This is a genomic window from Streptomyces violaceoruber (genome assembly GCF_033406955.1).
Taxonomy (GTDB): Bacteria; Actinomycetota; Actinomycetes; order Streptomycetales; family Streptomycetaceae; genus Streptomyces; species Streptomyces violaceoruber.
Genome location: NZ_CP137734.1, coordinates 4,218,633 through 4,235,264, shown reverse-complemented (window position 1 = coordinate 4,235,264; position 16,632 = coordinate 4,218,633). Strand labels below are relative to the sequence as shown.

Annotated in this window: 13 protein-coding genes; 5 read left to right on the top strand and 8 right to left on the bottom strand. The window is 68.7% G+C overall.

Annotation, left to right across the window (positions count from 1 at the left end; translation table 11 throughout):
• Positions 1 to 6: 6 nt before the first annotated feature.
• A complete protein-coding gene (locus tag R2E43_RS18950) occupies positions 7 to 2,370 on the bottom strand; it encodes a DUF6049 family protein (protein ID WP_332056392.1) in 2,364 nt (787 codons plus the stop codon).
• Positions 2,371 to 2,595: 225 nt separating this feature from the next.
• Here R2E43_RS18950 and R2E43_RS18945 point away from each other — a divergent pair, with 225 nt between their 5' ends.
• Positions 2,596 to 4,047 carry a CCA tRNA nucleotidyltransferase gene (locus R2E43_RS18945; protein WP_003975035.1) on the top strand — a complete coding sequence of 484 codons (1,452 nt, stop codon included), beginning with the start codon at positions 2,596 to 2,598 and terminating at the stop codon, positions 4,045 to 4,047.
• A gap of 96 nt (positions 4,048 to 4,143) precedes the next feature.
• Here R2E43_RS18945 and R2E43_RS18940 read toward each other — a convergent pair whose 3' ends face one another.
• From R2E43_RS18940 to R2E43_RS18925, 4 genes are all read right to left on the bottom strand, one after another.
• Positions 4,144 to 4,737 (bottom strand): LppU/SCO3897 family protein, encoded by a 594-nt coding sequence (locus tag R2E43_RS18940; protein WP_003975034.1) that lies wholly within the window; start codon positions 4,735 to 4,737, stop codon positions 4,144 to 4,146.
• 31 nt (positions 4,738 to 4,768) lie between these two features.
• Positions 4,769 to 6,046, bottom strand: coding sequence for an MFS transporter (locus R2E43_RS18935; protein WP_011029300.1), 1,278 nt, complete (start codon positions 6,044 to 6,046; stop codon positions 4,769 to 4,771).
• Positions 6,047 to 6,125: 79 nt separating this feature from the next.
• Positions 6,126 to 7,208 carry an inositol-3-phosphate synthase gene (locus R2E43_RS18930; protein ID WP_003975032.1) on the bottom strand — a complete coding sequence of 361 codons (1,083 nt, stop codon included), beginning with the start codon at positions 7,206 to 7,208 and terminating at the stop codon, positions 6,126 to 6,128.
• Positions 7,209 to 7,252: 44 nt separating this feature from the next.
• A complete protein-coding gene (locus R2E43_RS18925; protein WP_003975031.1) occupies positions 7,253 to 7,930 on the bottom strand; it encodes a PadR family transcriptional regulator in 678 nt (225 codons plus the stop codon).
• Between the two features lie 664 nt (positions 7,931 to 8,594).
• On the opposite strand from R2E43_RS18925, the gene R2E43_RS18920 reads away from it, so the two are divergent.
• A complete protein-coding gene (locus R2E43_RS18920; RefSeq protein WP_003975030.1) occupies positions 8,595 to 10,982 on the top strand; it encodes a transglycosylase domain-containing protein in 2,388 nt (795 codons plus the stop codon).
• A gap of 120 nt (positions 10,983 to 11,102) precedes the next feature.
• Positions 11,103 to 12,611 (top strand): glycosyltransferase family 87 protein, encoded by a 1,509-nt coding sequence (locus tag R2E43_RS18915; RefSeq protein WP_011029301.1) that lies wholly within the window; start codon positions 11,103 to 11,105, stop codon positions 12,609 to 12,611.
• A gap of 75 nt (positions 12,612 to 12,686) precedes the next feature.
• On the opposite strand, the gene R2E43_RS18910 is transcribed toward R2E43_RS18915, so the two are convergent.
• From R2E43_RS18910 to R2E43_RS18900, 3 genes are all read right to left on the bottom strand, one after another.
• Positions 12,687 to 13,718 carry an alanine racemase gene (locus R2E43_RS18910; RefSeq protein WP_003975028.1) on the bottom strand — a complete coding sequence of 344 codons (1,032 nt, stop codon included), beginning with the start codon at positions 13,716 to 13,718 and terminating at the stop codon, positions 12,687 to 12,689.
• A gap of 61 nt (positions 13,719 to 13,779) precedes the next feature.
• Positions 13,780 to 14,901 (bottom strand): peptidoglycan bridge formation glycyltransferase FemX, encoded by a 1,122-nt coding sequence (gene femX / locus R2E43_RS18905; protein WP_011029302.1) that lies wholly within the window; start codon positions 14,899 to 14,901, stop codon positions 13,780 to 13,782.
• A gap of 137 nt (positions 14,902 to 15,038) precedes the next feature.
• The gene (locus R2E43_RS18900) at positions 15,039 to 15,344 is read right to left on the bottom strand and encodes a hypothetical protein (RefSeq protein ID WP_003975026.1); all 306 of its coding nucleotides are present in this window, start codon (positions 15,342 to 15,344) and stop codon (positions 15,039 to 15,041) included.
• 275 nt (positions 15,345 to 15,619) lie between these two features.
• Here R2E43_RS18900 and rpsF point away from each other — a divergent pair, with 275 nt between their 5' ends.
• The gene (gene rpsF / locus R2E43_RS18895) at positions 15,620 to 15,910 is read left to right on the top strand and encodes a 30S ribosomal protein S6 (RefSeq protein WP_003975025.1); all 291 of its coding nucleotides are present in this window, start codon (positions 15,620 to 15,622) and stop codon (positions 15,908 to 15,910) included.
• Positions 15,911 to 15,990: 80 nt separating this feature from the next.
• Complete coding sequence (locus tag R2E43_RS18890) at positions 15,991 to 16,590, top strand: single-stranded DNA-binding protein (protein ID WP_011029303.1); 600 nt, start codon at positions 15,991 to 15,993, stop codon at positions 16,588 to 16,590.
• Positions 16,591 to 16,632: the final 42 nt, after the last annotated feature.

Below are 16,632 nucleotides of genomic sequence, written 5' to 3'. Positions count from 1 at the left end.
ACATCCTCAACGGTCCACTCTCTCACCCGTGCCGGACGGGTCGTCGCTTTCCGCTGCGGTGTCCGGTGTCGGGTCACTCGGCTGCTCCGGAGAGTCGTCGGCGTTCTCCGAAGCCTGCGACTCTCCGGAATCACCCTCGTCGCCCTCCGCGCGGTCCTCGCCCGGCTCCGCCTTCTCGGCGGCACGGGCCGCAGCGCGCTTGCGCTGCGTGTACATCCGGAAGCCGGCGAGGACGAGCAGCAGGACACCGCCTCCGATGACGAGCATCACGGTGGCCGTGATCTCGGTGACCTTCACGTCGAAGGTGACCGGCTTGCCGTACGGCCGCCCGTCCGTCGTGTACAGCTGGGCGATCACCGTCGCCCGGCCGTTGGCATTGGCTGACGTGGTGAACTTCACCGACTGGCTGTGGCCGCCGGAGACCGAGATCGGCTGCTCCTCGTAGCGGGCGCCGTCGATCTCGAGGCGGGTCGGGTTCGTCGAGGTGAGCCGCAGGACCAGGGGGCCGACGTCCTGGACCAGGTTGTTCTGCACCGTCACCGGGATGGTGGCGCTGCGGCCGGAGAGCTTCGTCTCCGACTTGTCGATCAGTCTGACCCGGCCGGTCAGCCCGTCGAGGTACGACTTCACTCCGGCGCGGAACGACTCCGCCTCGGCGGCCCGGCCGCGCCACGACACGGACAGCTCCCGGTTCAGGGCGCGTCCGAAGGGGGTCACCACCCGGGACGGGTCCGAGAGCACGACCTTGAAGCTGTCCAGCGCGTCCTGCGTCCGCGCGCTCTCCACGAACGCCGACCGGGGCAGCTCCTTCTTGCGCAGCGCCGAAGGGTAGGAAGAGATGCCCGGGACCTTGGTGGCGGCGTCCGGATCCGGCTTGGCCGCGGCGGCCGCCGCCAGCTTCTGGGACTGGGACCACGTGCCGCTCTGAAGGGCCCGCAGCCCTTCGGCCATCGCGCGCGCCTGGCTCCCGGAGGGCGTGCGCTGCGGAGCGATGACCATGCTGCGCTGCTTGTCGGTCTGCAGGCCCAGGCCCAGGCTCTGGGCGAGGAAGCGCTGCACGGCGAGCGTGGACGCGGACGCCGTCGTCAGGTCGCCCTCGAACGCCGTGGACATCCGGGCGTCGGCCACCACCGCCGTGGTGCCGCCACCGATGGGGCGGGCGGCGGACGGTGTGTACGGCAGGGCGTCGGTCTCCTGGAGGCTGTCGCTGCGCGCGATCACCTTGTCGGCGCCCGCGGAGGTGGCGACCTTGACGATCGACCGGTCGACGGCGCCTTCCACGGGCCAGGCGAACTCGGTGCTCGGCCTGACGTGGAGGATCGGCTCGACGGTGTTGGCGACGACGTCCGTCGCCTCCTTGAGCTGACTCAGCGAGCCGGTGACGTCCGTGCCGTTGTGGGCGAGGGAAGCCAGGTCGGGGTCGGCGAAGGGGAGGGCGACGACCTCCTCGTCGGCCACCGCGTCCTGCAGGTCGGCGAGCCACTGCTTGGCGACCGTCTGGTGGGTGCCGGCGGTGGTCTGGTCCCCGTCCCGGACGCGGTAGCTGCCCGTCATCGCGTCGACGGAGGCCAGCAGGTCCGGGTCGACCACCCAGGTGACGTCGAGGTCCTTGCCCAGCGTCACCATCTGGTTCAGGCGGCCGCCGGGGGAGATCTCCTTCGCCAGGTCGTCATTGAGGAAGACCGGGGTCTGCTCCTCGTTCGGTCCCGTTTCGGCGGCCATGTGCGTCGTCGAGACGAGTGGCCACAGCGCCGTGGTCTTGGTCTTGGTGTCGGCCTCGTCGGGCTGCCAGGGCAGGAAGGTCCGCCGGATGCCGAGGATCTGCTCCCACGGCTGCGCGGAGGTCTCCCCGGACAGCGAGACCGCGAATTCGTAGACGCCGTCGTTGCCGAGGTTCAGCTCGTCGACCGGCACCGAGATGTTGAAGTGCTCCGCCACGCCGGGAGTGAGCTTGGAGAACTTCTCCGTGTACTTGTTGTCGATCTCCGGGGAGATGGAGCCCTGGAGATCGTCGCTGTCCTTGGCGATCGCGTCGACGGACGAGCGGGTGTCGAGCGGTGGGCCCACGCGCAGGCCCACGTGGGCGTCGGTGACGGTCCGCTTGCCGTGGTTGGTCACGGTGCCCGACACGGTCACCGTGTCCCCGTCCGTGGGCGCGGAGGGGGTGAGCGAGTCGACGGCCACGGCCACCGAGCCCGAGTCGGAGTCGGCCAGGGCCGCGGTCGCCTCTTCGGCGTGCGCCGAGCCGGCGGCGGGCAGCTGGACCAGACCGGCCAGCAGCGGCGCCCCGGCGAGCAGCGCCGTGGTGCGCCGGAGCCACCGGCGGGCAGGTGAGGCACTGGTCCCCTGGAAGTCTGCCGCCTCGGCCACGCGCTCGCCCGTCCCTCGTCGTGATCAGTGGTCGTCGGAATGTGCGTCCACGCATGGTAACGAGGTGCGCCGAGGGGAAGTGCCGCGGACTACGTCACAAGATCCGCTGCCAGGGCCGGGCTTCCCCCTATGTGCGCCTATAAAGGGAGCGGTACGAAAGCGGGGGATTCGGTGCGCGCTCCATGGGGCGCCCGTCTCCGCCAAGGCCACGTACCCTGTTTTGTTGTGCCGAACGCCAACGAAGTCAGCCCCAGTGTCCTGAGCCAGGAGCAGCACCGCGCGGCGCGTGAGCCGCTGCGGGTCGCCCCCGTCGCCGACGATCTCGCCCGCCGTTTCCAGGAGGCCGGGTTCTCACTCGCGCTGGTCGGCGGCTCGGTCCGGGACGCCCTGCTCGGGCGGCTCGGCAACGATCTGGACTTCACCACCGACGCCCGCCCCCAGGACGTTCTGAAGATCATGCGTCCCTGGGCGGACGCGGTCTGGGAGGTCGGGATCGCCTTCGGCACGGTCGGGGGGCAGAAGGACGGCTGGCAGATCGAGGTGACCACCTACCGCTCGGAGGCGTACGACCGCACCTCGCGCAAGCCCGAGGTGTCCTACGGCGACTCCATCGAGGAGGATCTCGTCCGGCGTGACTTCACGGTGAACGCGATGGCCGTCGCGCTTCCGGAGAAGGTGTTCATCGACCCGCACGGCGGACTCGACGACCTCGCGGCCCGTGTGCTGCGCACTCCGGGTACCCCCGAGGACTCCTTCTCGGACGACCCGCTGAGGATGATGCGGGCCGCGCGCTTCGCCGCGCAGCTCGACTTCGAGGTGGCGCCGGAGGTGGTCAAGGCCATGCACGACATGGCCGGGCGCATCGACATCGTTTCCGCGGAGCGGGTCCGGGACGAGCTGAACAAGCTCATCCTCTCTCCTCACCCGCGCAAGGGACTGAGCCTGCTGGTGGAGACGGGTCTAGCCGAGCGGGTCCTGCCCGAGCTGCCGGCCCTGCGGCTGGAGCGTGACGAGCACCACCGGCACAAGGACGTCTACGACCACACCCTCATCGTCCTGGAGCAGGCGATGGCCCTGGAGAGCGAAGGACCGGACCTGACCCTTCGTCTGGCCGCCCTGCTGCACGACATCGGCAAGCCCCGCACCCGCCGCTTCGAGAAGGACGGCAGGGTCTCGTTCCATCACCACGAGGTGGTCGGGGCCAAGATGACGAAGAAGCGCATGATCGCGCTCAAGTACTCCAACGACCTGGTGAGGGACGTCTCACGCCTGGTCGAGCTGCATCTGCGCTTCCATGGCTACGGCACGGGCGAGTGGACGGACTCCGCGGTCCGCCGCTACGTCCGGGACGCCGGGCCGCTGCTCGACCGACTTCACAAACTGACGCGGTCGGACTGCACGACGCGCAACAAACGCAAGGCTTCGGCCCTCTCCCGTGCGTACGACGGTCTGGAGGATCGGATCGCGCAGCTTCAGGAGCAGGAGGAGCTCGACGCGATCCGCCCGGACCTCGACGGCAACCAGATCATGGAGGTCCTCGGTGTTCGTCCTGGGCCGGCCGTCGGGCAGGCATACAAGCACCTGCTGGAGCTTCGCCTGGAGAACGGGCCGATGGAGCACGACGCGGCGGTGGCAGCACTGAAGGAATGGTGGGCTCAGCACCCGGACAACGCATGAGAACGGGCGGCACGTTTCACGTGAAACGTGCCGCCCGCGGGTCATGTTTCACGTGAAACATGACCGTGAAGCAGAACACGGAGAGTGGTCTGTGCCTCAGGCCTCGCCGAGGCAGAGCAGGAACTCTTCACCGTCGCCGGTTTCGGCGTAGAAGCCGGTGGCTCCGTCGACCTTCCGGCACTCCGTCTCGGCGGTCACCGACGTGAAGTGGCCCTTCACCTTCGACAGCACCTTGCCCTCGGCGTCCGAGGAGGAGCAGTCCACGACCTCCATGCGGTCCGAGGACGACGACGCGGACTTCAGGCAGTCACCCACGCCGGCCTGGTCGGCGTCGTCCCGGCTGGCGATGTAACCGCCGACCGCGACACCCACGACGACCACCGCGATGACGATGTTCTTGATCGTCTTGAAGCTCGGCTTGCGGCGGGCCGGCTGCGGCGGCACCGGGGCGTACGGCGCGCCCTGCTGCGGGAAACCGGGCTGACCGGGCTGGCCGGCCTGCTGCGGGAAGCCCGGCTGCCCCTGGGCGTAGGGGTTCTGACCCTGAGGCTGCTGCGGAGCCTGCGGCTGGTTCTGCGCGAACGGGTTGCCCTGGGGCGGCGGCTGGGTGGTCACTGGGGGTCCCCCTGAAATAGGTGCGTGTCGCGGACATGCCGCGAGATAAGACGCACGTAAGCTACCGGGTCCCACTGACAACTCTGTAGTCCGGTGGGGCTCTGTGTCACTGATGTGACACTTGCCGGCTCTCAAACCGGGCCATAGCTGCCGCAACCACTCCGTAGATCGCGGCGACCGTCACGACCAGCGGCACCGACCGGCCGTCCGGCGGCAGCATGAGCGCGGCCACCCCGGCCGCGCCGACGAAGGCCACGTTGAACAGCACGTCGTAGACGGAGAAGATCCGGCCCCGGAAGGTGTCGTCGACCGAGGACTGCACGACCGTGTCGGTCGCGATCTTCGCCCCCTGTGTCGTCAGGCCCAGCACGAACGCGGCAGCGAGCAGGGGCGCCGCTGCGAACGGCAGGCCCAGTGCCGGCACCAGCACGGTGGCGACCGCCGCGCACACGGCCATCCAGCGGCCGGGCCCCAGTCGTCCCGCCGCCCAGGGGGTGACCACCGCCGCCGCGAAGAAGCCCGCCCCGGAGACCCCCAGTGCCAGCCCCAGCAGGGCGAGTCCCTCGTCCGTGTCCGAAGTCAGGGAGTACCGGCACAGCATCAGCAGCATGACCAGCAGGGCGCCATAGCAGAACCGCATCAGCGTCATGGCCGCGAGTGCCCAGGCCGCTTCCCGGCGGGCGGGGGCGGCGAGGTGACGCACGCCCGCCACCAGGTCGCGGGCGGTGCCGTTGAGCGCCGAGGTCAGCCTGGGCGGCCCGAGTGCCCGGTCGGGGCCCAGCAGTTCCACGGCGATCCGCAGCGACGCCAGGGCTCCGCACAGATAGAGGCCGGCGCCGAGCAGCACCACGGCGGCGTCGGAGTCCGAGACCACGAGGCGTACGACGAAGGCGAGGCCGCCGCCTGCCGTGGCGGCCAGGGTGCCGGCCGTCGGGGAGAGCGAGTTGGCGATCACCAGGCGTTCGGCGTCGACCACCCGTGGCAGTGCGGCGGACAGGCCCGCGAGCACGAAGCGGTTGACGGCCGTGACGCAGAGTGCCGACACGTAGAAGAGCCAGTCGGGGACGGAGGCGATCATCAAAGCCGCCGTCACCGAGGCCAGCGCGGCGCGCAGCAGGTTGCCGTACAGGAAGACCTGGCGGCGGCGCCAGCGGTCCAGCAGCACACCGGCGAACGGGCCCACCAGGGAGTACGGGAGCAGCAGGACCGCCATCGCGGAGGCGATCGCGGCGGGCGAGGTCTGCTTCTCCGGGGAGAACACGACGTAGGTGGCGAGTGCGACCTGGTAGACGCCGTCGGCGCCCTGGGAGAGCAGGCGAACGGCGAGCAGGCGCCGGAACCCCTTCAGGCGCAGCAGGACGCGCAGGTCACGGACGACGGCCATGGGGCACAGCCTCACATACGGGAAGGGTCCCCGGGTCATGCGACCCGGGGACCCTCGACAGACCGGGGTCAGCGGCTGATCAGCGCTCGACCTCACCCGCGATGAACTTCTCGACGTTGGCGCGGGCCTCGTCGTCGAAGTACTGGACCGGCGGGGACTTCATGAAGTAGCTCGACGCGGACAGGATCGGGCCGCCGATGCCGCGGTCCTTGGCGATCTTCGCGGCGCGCAGGGCGTCGATGATGACACCGGCCGAGTTCGGGGAGTCCCAGACCTCGAGCTTGTACTCCAGGTTCAGCGGGACGTCACCGAAGGCGCGGCCCTCGAGGCGGACGTAGGCCCACTTGCGGTCGTCCAGCCAGGCGACGTAGTCCGACGGGCCGATGTGGACGTTGTCCGCACCCAGGTCGCGGTCGGGGATCTGGGAGGTGACGGCCTGCGTCTTGGAGATCTTCTTGGACTCCAGGCGCTCACGCTCGAGCATGTTCTTGAAGTCCATGTTGCCGCCGACGTTCAGCTGCATCGTGCGGTCCAGGACGACGCCCCGGTCCTCGAACAGCTTCGCCATGACGCGGTGCGTGATGGTGGCGCCGACCTGCGACTTGATGTCGTCGCCGACGATCGGGACGCCCGCCTCGGTGAACTTGTCCGCCCACTCCTTGGTGCCGGCGATGAAGACCGGGAGGGCGTTGACGAAGGCGACCTTGGCGTCGATGGCGCACTGGGCGTAGTACTTCGCCGCGGCCTCGGAACCGACGGGCAGGTAGCAGACCAGAACGTCGACCTGCTTGTCCTTGAGGATCTGGACGATGTCGACCGGCGCCTCGGCGGACTCCTCGATGGTCTGGCGGTAGTACTTGCCGAGACCGTCGTGCGTGTGGCCGCGCTGGACCTGGACGCCGCTGTTCGGCACGTCGCAGATCTTGATGGTGTTGTTCTCGGAGGCGCCGATGGCGTCCGCGAGATCCAGGCCGACCTTCTTGGCGTCCACGTCGAAGGCGGCGACGAACTCGATGTCACTGACGTGGTAGTCGCCGAACTGGACGTGCATCAGGCCGGGGACCTTGGCCGCCGGGTCGGCGTCCTTGTAGTACTCGACGCCCTGCACCAGCGATGCGGCGCAGTTGCCCACACCGACGATGGCTACGCGAACCGAACCCATTCCGGTTGCTCCCTGTGTGTACGAGTGAGGCCCTGACTGGGCGCTCACGTGGCGGTGTCGCCGGGCGTATCCGGCCGGGAGTCGTCTCCCGGCCGGGGCAGGCCGCCCGTCGCTCCAGATGTCGTGTCCTGTTGAGCGGTCCCCTCGGCGGCGGAACCTCTGAGGTCCCGCCCCGCCCGCTCGCTCTCGATGAGCTCGTTCAGCCAGCGCACTTCGCGCTCCACGGACTCCATTCCGTGGCGCTGCAGCTCAAGCGTGTAGTCGTCGAGTCGCTCCCGGGTGCGGGCCAGTGAGGCCCGCATCTTCTCCAGGCGCTCCTCCAGCCGACTGCGCCGACCCTCGAGCACGCGCATGCGTACGTCTCGCGACGTCTGCCCGAAGAACGCGAAGCGGGCGGCGAAGGTCTCGTCGTCGTACGCGTCCGGGCCGGCCTGGGAGAGGAGCTGCTCGAAATGTTCCTTACCGTCGGCCGTCAACCGGTAGACGATCTTGGCGCGGCGTCCCGTGAGGGAAGCGGCGGCCTCGCCGACGTTCCCCGGTTCCTCGATCAACCAGCCGTTGGCGACCAGCGTCTTGAGGCAGGGATAGAGCGTTCCGTAGCTGAACGCCCGGAACACACCCAGTGACGTGTTGAGCCGTTTACGCAGCTCGTAGCCGTGCATCGGGGACTCGCGGAGCAGGCCGAGTACGGCGAACTCGAGGATGCCGGATCTCCGGCTCATCGTCGCCTCCTCTCGCCCTTATGCCGTGCTGATGTATCGAGTCGATACATCAGCACGATAGAACGAGCTTCTGCGTGCGACAAGAGGGGAACTGGTGAACGGGGTCACATCAGGGTTTCATCGCGAGCAAGTTGCCTGATTTGAGGTGAACTTCGGGCCGCGGGGGTTTTGACGGTGCGTAGTGTGTGCGCCATGCAAACCACCGGGAACCGAGTGACGTCTGGGGGCGTCCCTGTCCCCGGTGCAGTACGGGTGAATGCGGAAGGGGCCGCATCCGTACTTCGGGGGGACCGGAAACCAGCCGCCTTTACCAGGCGCGCAAAGGTGCGCCTGCCCGAGGAGTAGTCGTTCGATGAGCGAGCACCGTCGCAAACCGCCGCCGCCGCAGGGAGGCGGACGTGCCGCGGCCCGACGCGGTCAGTCCGGTTCGTCCTCCGGCCGCCGTGCGGCACCGCGAGGCGCCACAGGGTCTCCGTCCGGCTCGTACGGTCCGGAGAACGAGGAGAGTGCGTACGGGAGCCGCGCCGAGGCCCGGCGCGCGGCACAGCGGAACGGGGGCGGCCGTCGCAGAGCGGCCGAGCCGGGCCGCGGCGGCCGGCGAGGGGCGCCCGGCGGTCCGGCGGGGCCCGGGCGGGGCCGGGCCGCGGCGCCCGGCAAGAAGCGCATGATCGACTACCCGCGCCACAACAAGGACGGGTGGCAGCGCTGGGTGCCCTCCTGGAGGCTCGTCTCCGGGCTGTGCATCGCGTTCTTCGGCTGCCTGGTCGGCGCCGCCGGCATCGCGTACGCCATGGTGAGCGTTCCCGTCATCGACGAGAGTGCCACCGCGCAGAACAACGTCTACTACTGGGCCGACAACACCCAGATGGTGGCCACGGGCGGTGACCGCAACCGCCAGAGCGTCAATCTCTCGCAGATTCCCAAGGCGATGCGCTATGCCGTCATCTCGCAGGAGAACAAGACGTTCTACTCCGACAGCGGCATCGATCCCAAGGGCATCGCCCGCGCCGTGTTCAACATGGCCAAGGGCGGGGACACCCAGGGTGGCTCCACCATCACCCAGCAGTACGTCAAGAACGCGATGCTGAACGACCAGTCGCAGACGATCTCCCGCAAGGTCAAGGAGATCTTCGTCTCGATCAAGGTCGGAGCCGAGGAGCCGAAGGACAAGATCCTCGAGGGCTACCTCAACTCCGCCTACTACGGCCGCGGTGCCTACGGCATCCAGGCGGCCGCCCGGGCGTACTTCAACGTCGACGCCGTCGACCTCAACCCGGGACAGTGCGCCTTCCTGTCGGCGGTGCTCAAGGGCGCCACCTACTACGACCCGGCGGGCTCGATCGCGATCGACCCGGCGGCCACGCCCGACGCCAACAAGAAGCGGGCCCAGTCCCAGATGCAGGACACCCTCGACAAGATGGTGGAGTACGGGCATCTGAGCCAGGCGGATCGGGCCAAGTACACCGAGCTCCCCACCACGCAGAACCCGCAGTCGAACGCGAAGCTGGGCGGCCAGATCGGCTACCTCGTCAGGCTCGCCAAGGCCTCCGTGGTCAGGAGCGGCGCGGTGACGGAGCAGCAGCTGGAGAAGGGCGGCTACTCGATCTACACGACCTTCGACAAGAAGAAGGTCGACGAGATGGAGAAGGCGGTCCAGAAGGTCTACAAGGAGAAGATCGACCCCAAGAAGCGGCCCGAGAAGGACACGCACGTCCAGTTCGGCGGGGCGTCCATCGACACCAGGACCGGGGCCATCAAGGCCATCTACGGTGGCCAGGACGCCACCAAGCACTTCACCAACAACGCCGACGTGACCGGTGCCCAGGTCGGTTCGACGTTCAAGCCGTTCGTGCTCGCGGCCGCGATGAAGTGGGGCGTGCGCGACCCGGACCTCGGCCCGGTCCAGGCCCAGGACGAGCGCACCGTCGTCTCCCCCAAGAGCCTCTACAGCGGCAAGAACGACCTGAAGATCAATAACTATGACGGGTCGATCTGGGAGAACGAGAAGGGGGAGCAGTGGCGTCAGGAGAACGACGGTCAGGACAACGTCGGTGACCCGCCGGACTACATGATCGACCTTCGTGAGGCGATGCGGGAGTCGGTGAACTCCGCCTTCGTGCAGCTCGGCATGGACGTCGGTCTGGACAAGGTGAAGGAGTCCGCCGAAGACGCGGGACTCCTGGAGGACAGCCTGGCCGGCGCCGGCTACCCGTCCTTCTCCATCGGTGTCTCGGACCCCAGCGCCATCCGCATGGCGGGCGCGTACGCCACCTTCGCCGACAGCGGCAAGCAGCGCGAGCCGTACTCCGTCACGAAGGTGACGAACAAGGACGGCACGCTCTACACGCACAAGGTCGAGGAGAAGCAGGCGTACACGGCCAAGGTCGCGGACAACGTGACGGACGTCCTGAAGACCGTCGTCGAGAAGGGAACGGGCTCCAACGCCCAGTTGCCCGGCCGTGAGGTGGCCGGCAAGACCGGTACCACCGACGGCAACAAGTCCGCCTGGTTCGTCGGCTACACCCCGCAGCTGTCGACGGCGATCAGCATGTACCGCTACCCGGACGACGAGTCCATCAAGGACCGAACGTTCCTGGAGATGTTCGGGACCGGTGGCGAGAAGAAGATCCACGGTGCCTCCTTCCCGTCCACGATCTGGCAGGACTACATGTCCGATGCGGTCAAGGGCATGAAGGTGGAGAAGTTCCCGAAGCCGGAGCCCATCGGTGAGGTCATCAACGACGCCCCGTCGCCGACTCCGACTCCCTCCCCCTCTCCGTCCGCTTCCGAGACCGAGGAAGTCAGCCCGTCGCCGTCCCCGTCGCCCAGCGACACGCAGACCAGCCCCTCGCCTCCCGCGCCGACCGAGTCCTGCGATTTCTGGGACATCAACTGCGGCAACGGGAACAACGGCGGCAACGCCAACGGAGGCAATGGGCCGGGCGGTTCCGAGGGGAGTGAATCGCCTTCTCCCTCGGCCACCGCGACAGAAGGAGAGGGCGACGGCGGCGGAAACACGCGTGGAAACACCATCTGGGGCACGAACGGCTAGCCGAAAGGTCCCGAGCAGGGGTGTTTCACGTGAAACGCCCGCACGTTCCACGTGAAACAGGGGCCGCCGCATCCACGAGGGTGCGGCGGCCCCGTCGTGTTCTCAGCCTCGTACGGCAGGATGTGCCCCATGCCCAGTGCAGAATCGACGCCAGCGAGCGTGCACGAGCCGGACCCGGTGCGGCCGACCACGGAGGACCCGGTCGCCGCAGCCGGCAGTGAGCTGATCGGCGGCCCGCTGGGACGACGTGCCCTGCTCGGTACGTCCTGGTGGACCCCCGTCCGAGTGATCGCGCTGGTGGCGATCGGCATGTTCGCCCTCGGACTGGTCCAGAAGGCACCCTGCTACAACGGGGCCTGGTTCTTCGGAGCCAGCTCCCAGTACACGCACGCGTGCTACTCGGACATCCCGCACCTCTACCAGGGCCGCGGTTTCGTCGACGGGCTCGTGCCGTACTTCGACAAGCTCCCCGGCGACATGGAGTACCTGGAGTACCCCGTGCTGACCGGCCTGTTCATGGAGGTCGCGTCCTGGCTCACGCCGGGCAGCGGCAGCATCCAGCACCAGGAACAGTGGTACTGGATGGTCAACGCCGGGATGCTCATGGTCTGTGCGGCCGTGATCGCCGTGTGCGTGACCCGCACACACACCCGGCGCCCCTGGGACGGTCTGCTGGTCGCCCTGGCCCCCGCCTTCGCGCTGACCGCCACCGTCAACTGGGACCTGCTGGCCGTCGCCCTGACGGCCGCCGCCGTCCTCATGTGGTCCCGGGAGCGTCCGCTGGCCTTCGGTGTGCTGCTGGGCCTGGCCACGGCCGCCAAGCTCTATCCCTTCCTCATCCTCGGGCCCCTGCTCGTCCTGTGCTGGCGTGCGGGCAAATGGCGGGCGTTCGCCACTGCGCTGGGGGGTGCGGCCGGCGCCTGGCTGGTGGTGAACCTGCCGGTGATGCTCTTCGCCTTCGACGGCTGGTCGAAGTTCTACACGTTCAGCCAGGAACGGGGCGTGGACTTCGGGTCCTTCTGGCTGATCCTCGTCCAGAACTCCGACAACCCGCCCAGCACCGAGACCGTCAACACCCTCGCCACGCTTCTGATGCTGCTGTGCTGCGGCGCCGTCGCGGCGCTCACGCTGACCGCCCCTCGGCGCCCGCGGTTCGCCCAGCTCGCCTTCCTGATCGTCGCGGCGTTCATCCTCACCAACAAGGTCTACTCACCGCAGTACGTGCTCTGGCTGGTGCCGCTGGCCGCGCTGGCCCGGCCGAAGTGGCGGGACTTCCTGATCTGGCAGGCGTGCGAGGTCGCCTACTTCCTCGGTATCTGGATGTACCTCGCGTACACGACCAGTGGGGACGCCCACAAGGGATTGCCCACGGACGGCTACCACTGGGCCATCGGCCTGCACCTGCTGGGAACGCTGTTCCTCTGCGCCATGGTCGTGCGCGACATCCTGATGCCGGACCGGGACCCGGTCCGGCGGACGGGTGACGACGACCCGTCGGGCGGTGTGCTGGACGGTGCGGAGGACGTCTTCGTCCTGGGCCCCGCGGCTCGGACCGAGCGGCCCACGGCCCACTTCGAGGGGCCCCAGGTGCACTGGGGCAAGGGCCGGCAGCCGAACGGTTCGGCCTGAGCGAGCGGGTGAAGGGCCGTACACGAGGATCACAAGGACGTCGTGTACGGCCCTCTCGTCGGCGGAGCCTGCTCGCTAGCGATCGAGGATGCGGTCGAACTGCGTGGTGGTGTGCCGAAGGTGGGCCACCAGTTCGTCACCCACCTGGGGCTCCGACGCGTCCGAGGGAACGAACAGGATCGACACCTGCATGTGCGGCGGTTCCGCGAACCAGCGCTGCTTGCCGCTCCAGACGAACGGCGAGAGATTCCGGTTGACCGTGGCGAGGCCGGCCCGGGCGACCCCCTTGGCACGCGGCATGACGCCGTGCAGCGCCTTCGGGGCCTCCAGCCCCACCCCGTGCGACGTACCGCCCGCCACGACCACCAGGAAGCCGTCCGAGGCGGCCTTCTGCTGCCGGTAGCCGAACCGCTCGCCCTTGGCGACGCGCGTGACGTCCAGGACCGCCCCGCGGTACTCGGTGGCCTCGTGGTCACCCAGCCACAGCCGGGTGCCGATCCGGGCGCGGAAGCGGGTCTGCGGGAACTGCTGCTGGAGCCGGGCCAGTTCGTCGGCCTTGAGATGGCTGACGAACATGGTGTGCAGCGGCAGCCGGGCCGCGCGCAGCCGGTCCATCCAGCCGATGACCTCCTCGACGGCGTCCGAGCCGTCGGTACGGTCCAGCGGCAGGTGGATGGCGAAGCCCTCCAGCCGGACGTTCTCTATGGCGGCGTGCAGCTGCGGCAGGTCCTGCTCGCTGATGCCGTGCCGCTTCATCGAGGACATCACCTCGATGACCACGCGCGCGCCCACCAGGCCGTACACCCCGTCGATGGACGACACCGAGCGCACGACCCGGTCGGGCAGCGGAACGGGCTCCTCACCGCGGCGGTACGGCGTGAGGACCAGCAGGTCGCCGCCGAAGAAGTCCTTGATCCGGGCGGCCTCGTAGGTGGTGCCGACGGCCAGCACGTCCGAGCCCAGCCGCGTGGCCTCCTCCGCCAGCCGCTCGTGACCGAACCCGTAGCCGTTGCCCTTGCAGACCGGGACCAGTCCGGGGAACTGCTCCTGCACGTGCTTGTGGTGCGCCCGCCAGCGCGCGGTGTCGACGTAGAGCGTGAGCGCCATGGCCGGACCTGGAACCTTTCTCGTGGCTGTCAGAGGTGCGGATCGGGGATGGGCGGTGCGGTCAGCGGCGCGACATGTAGATGTCGAGCGCCTTGTGGAGCAGCTTGTTCAGCGGGAAGTCCCACTCGCCGAGGTACTCGGCCGCCTGACCGCCCGTACCCACCTTGAACTGGATCAGGCCGAAGAGGTGGTCGCTCTCGTCCAGGGAGTCGGAGATGCCGCGCAGGTCGTAGACGGTGGCGCCCAGCGCGTAGGAGTCGCGGAGCATGGCCCACTGCATGGCGTTCGACGGCCGGACCTCGCGACCGATGTTGTCGGAGGCGCCGTAGGAGTACCAGACGTGTCCGCCGACGACCAGCATGGTCGCCGCCGACAGGTTGACCCCGTTGTGCCGGGCGAAGTACAGCCGCATGCGGTTGGGGTCCTCGTTGTTGAGGGCCGCCCACATGCGCTGGAAGTACGACAGCGGGCGCGGCCGGAAGTGGTCGCGCACGGCCGTGATCTCGTACAGGCGCTGCCACTCCTCCAGGTCGTGGTAGCCGCCCTGGACGACCTCGACACCGGCCTTCTCGGCCTTCTTGATGTTGCGGCGCCACAGCTGGTTGAAGTTCTTGTGGACCTCTTCCAGGGAGCGGTTGGCCAACGGCACCTGGAAGACGTAACGGGGCTGCACGTCGCCGAAGCCGGCGCCGCCGTCCTCGCCCTGCTGCCAGCCCATGCGGCGCAGTTTGTCGGCCACTTCGAACGCGCGCGGCTCGATGTGGTCCGCCTCTATGTCCCGCAGCCGCTTGACGTCCGGGTCCTGGATGCCCTTCTTGATCGACGTCGCGTCCCAGCGCCGGATGATCACCGGCGGGCCCATCTTCACGGAGAAGGCGCCCTGCTGCTTGAGGTGCGCCAGCATCGGCTCCATCCAGTCCTGGAGGTTCGGCGCGAACCAGTTGATGACCGGGCCCTCGGGGAGGTAGGCGAGGTAACGCTTGATCTTGGGAAGCTGCCGGTACAGCACGAGACCCGCACCGACGAGCTCACCGGTCCGGTCGTCGAACCAGCCGAGGTTCTCCGAGCGCCATTCCGCCTTGACGTCCGCCCATGCCGGGACCTGCATGTGACTCGCCGCCGGCAGGCTCTGGATGTAGGCCAGATGCTGCTCGCGACTGATGGTCCTCAGGGTCAGGCTCATTCGGGGCGCTCCTCGGGCTGGTGTGTCCCCATGGGTACAGGGGCTCCGGCTCTCGCGCGAAGCCTACTGCGCCCTGTGAGCGCCCCGTCCGGCGTACGGCTGGAAGGGCTTGTCCGGCGGGCGGCCGGCGGTGCGGATCAGCCGACGAGCCCACCGTGGTAGATGCCGAAGAACAGACCGAGTGCGGACGCGCCGAGTCCGAGTACCAGGCCGAAGCGCTCCCGTGTCGTCACGGACACGTACTGGCCGTACCCGCCGGTCAGGACGCCCAGCAGCCCCGCCCAGGAGGTCAGGACGTGCAGTCCCCGGAAGCTCGCGGTGGCCAGGGCGAGCACCCCGAGCACCACGGTCACGGCCAGCAGTGCGTCCTGGAGCGGGTGTCGTTTGCCGTCGGTGGCCAGCAGGCCGGTCCGGGGCCTGGCGGGTCGCATGATCTGTGCCATGGAGAACCTCCTGCCGAAGGCAGTGTGTTTTAGCCCTCACATCCCTGACTATCGATTGTGTCCCCTCGGGGCCGGATTTCAACCGCAAGGCGACGGCCGGGTACGCTGTACCTTCCGCACCGGTGTCTGTTGCCGGCCCCGGCCGGGCCACCTCCTCGGAGGAGGCCCGACTGTCAGTGGGTCCTGGTTTACTCGTTGATGCTGGTGCGAACGCATCGCAACCCTCCTGCCACGGAACGACCGTGGCCGTTGAGTCCAAAGGAGGTGGGTTCCACATGCGTCACTACGAGGTGATGGTCATCCTCGACCCCGATCTCGAGGAGCGCTCTGTCTCCCCGCTGATCGAGAACTTCCTCTCTGTCGTCCGTGACGGCGGCGGAAAGGTCGAGAAGGTCGACACCTGGGGCCGTCGTCGTCTCTCGTACGAGATCAAGAAGAAGCCCGAGGGCATCTACTCGGTCATCGACCTGCAGGCCGAGCCTGCGGTCGTCAAGGAGCTCGACCGCCAGATGAACCTGAACGAGTCGGTCCTCCGGACCAAGGTCCTCCGTCCCGAGATGCACTGAGCCTTCCCGCTCAGCTGATCCCGGGATTCGAGTAGCAGCAACCAAGCAGCCAGAGCAGCAAACCCGCCGAGAGGTTCCCCATGGCAGGCGAGACCGTCATCACGGTCGTCGGCAATCTTGTCGACGACCCCGAGCTGCGCTTCACCCCGTCCGGTGCGGCCGTCGCGAAGTTCCGCGTCGCGTCGACTCCCCGCACCTTCGACCGCCAGACGAACGAGTGGAAGGACGGCGAAAGCCTCTTCCTGACCTGCTCGGTCTGGCGTCAGGCGGCGGAGAACGTCGCCGAGTCGCTCCAGCGAGGCATGCGCGTCATCGTGCAGGGCCGGCTGAAGCAGCGGTCCTACGAGGACCGTGAGGGCGTCAAGCGCACGGTCTACGAGCTGGACGTCGACGAGGTCGGCGCCAGCCTGCGCAGCGCCACGGCCAAGGTCACCAAGACCTCGGGCCAGGGCCGCGGCGGCCAGGGCGGTTACGGCGGCGGTGGCGGCGGCCAGGGTGGCGGCGGCTGGGGCGGCGGCCCCGGTGGCGGCCAGCAGGGCGGCGGCGCTCCGGCCGACGACCCCTGGGCGACTGGCGGGGCTCCCGCCGGTGGCCAGCAGGGTGGCGGCGGCCAGGGTGGCGGCGGCTGGGGCGGTGGCTCCGGCGGCGGTGGCGGCTACTCGGACGAGCCCCCCTTCTAAGGGACGGGCTCTACCCACACTTCTTGATCACACAGGAGAAAC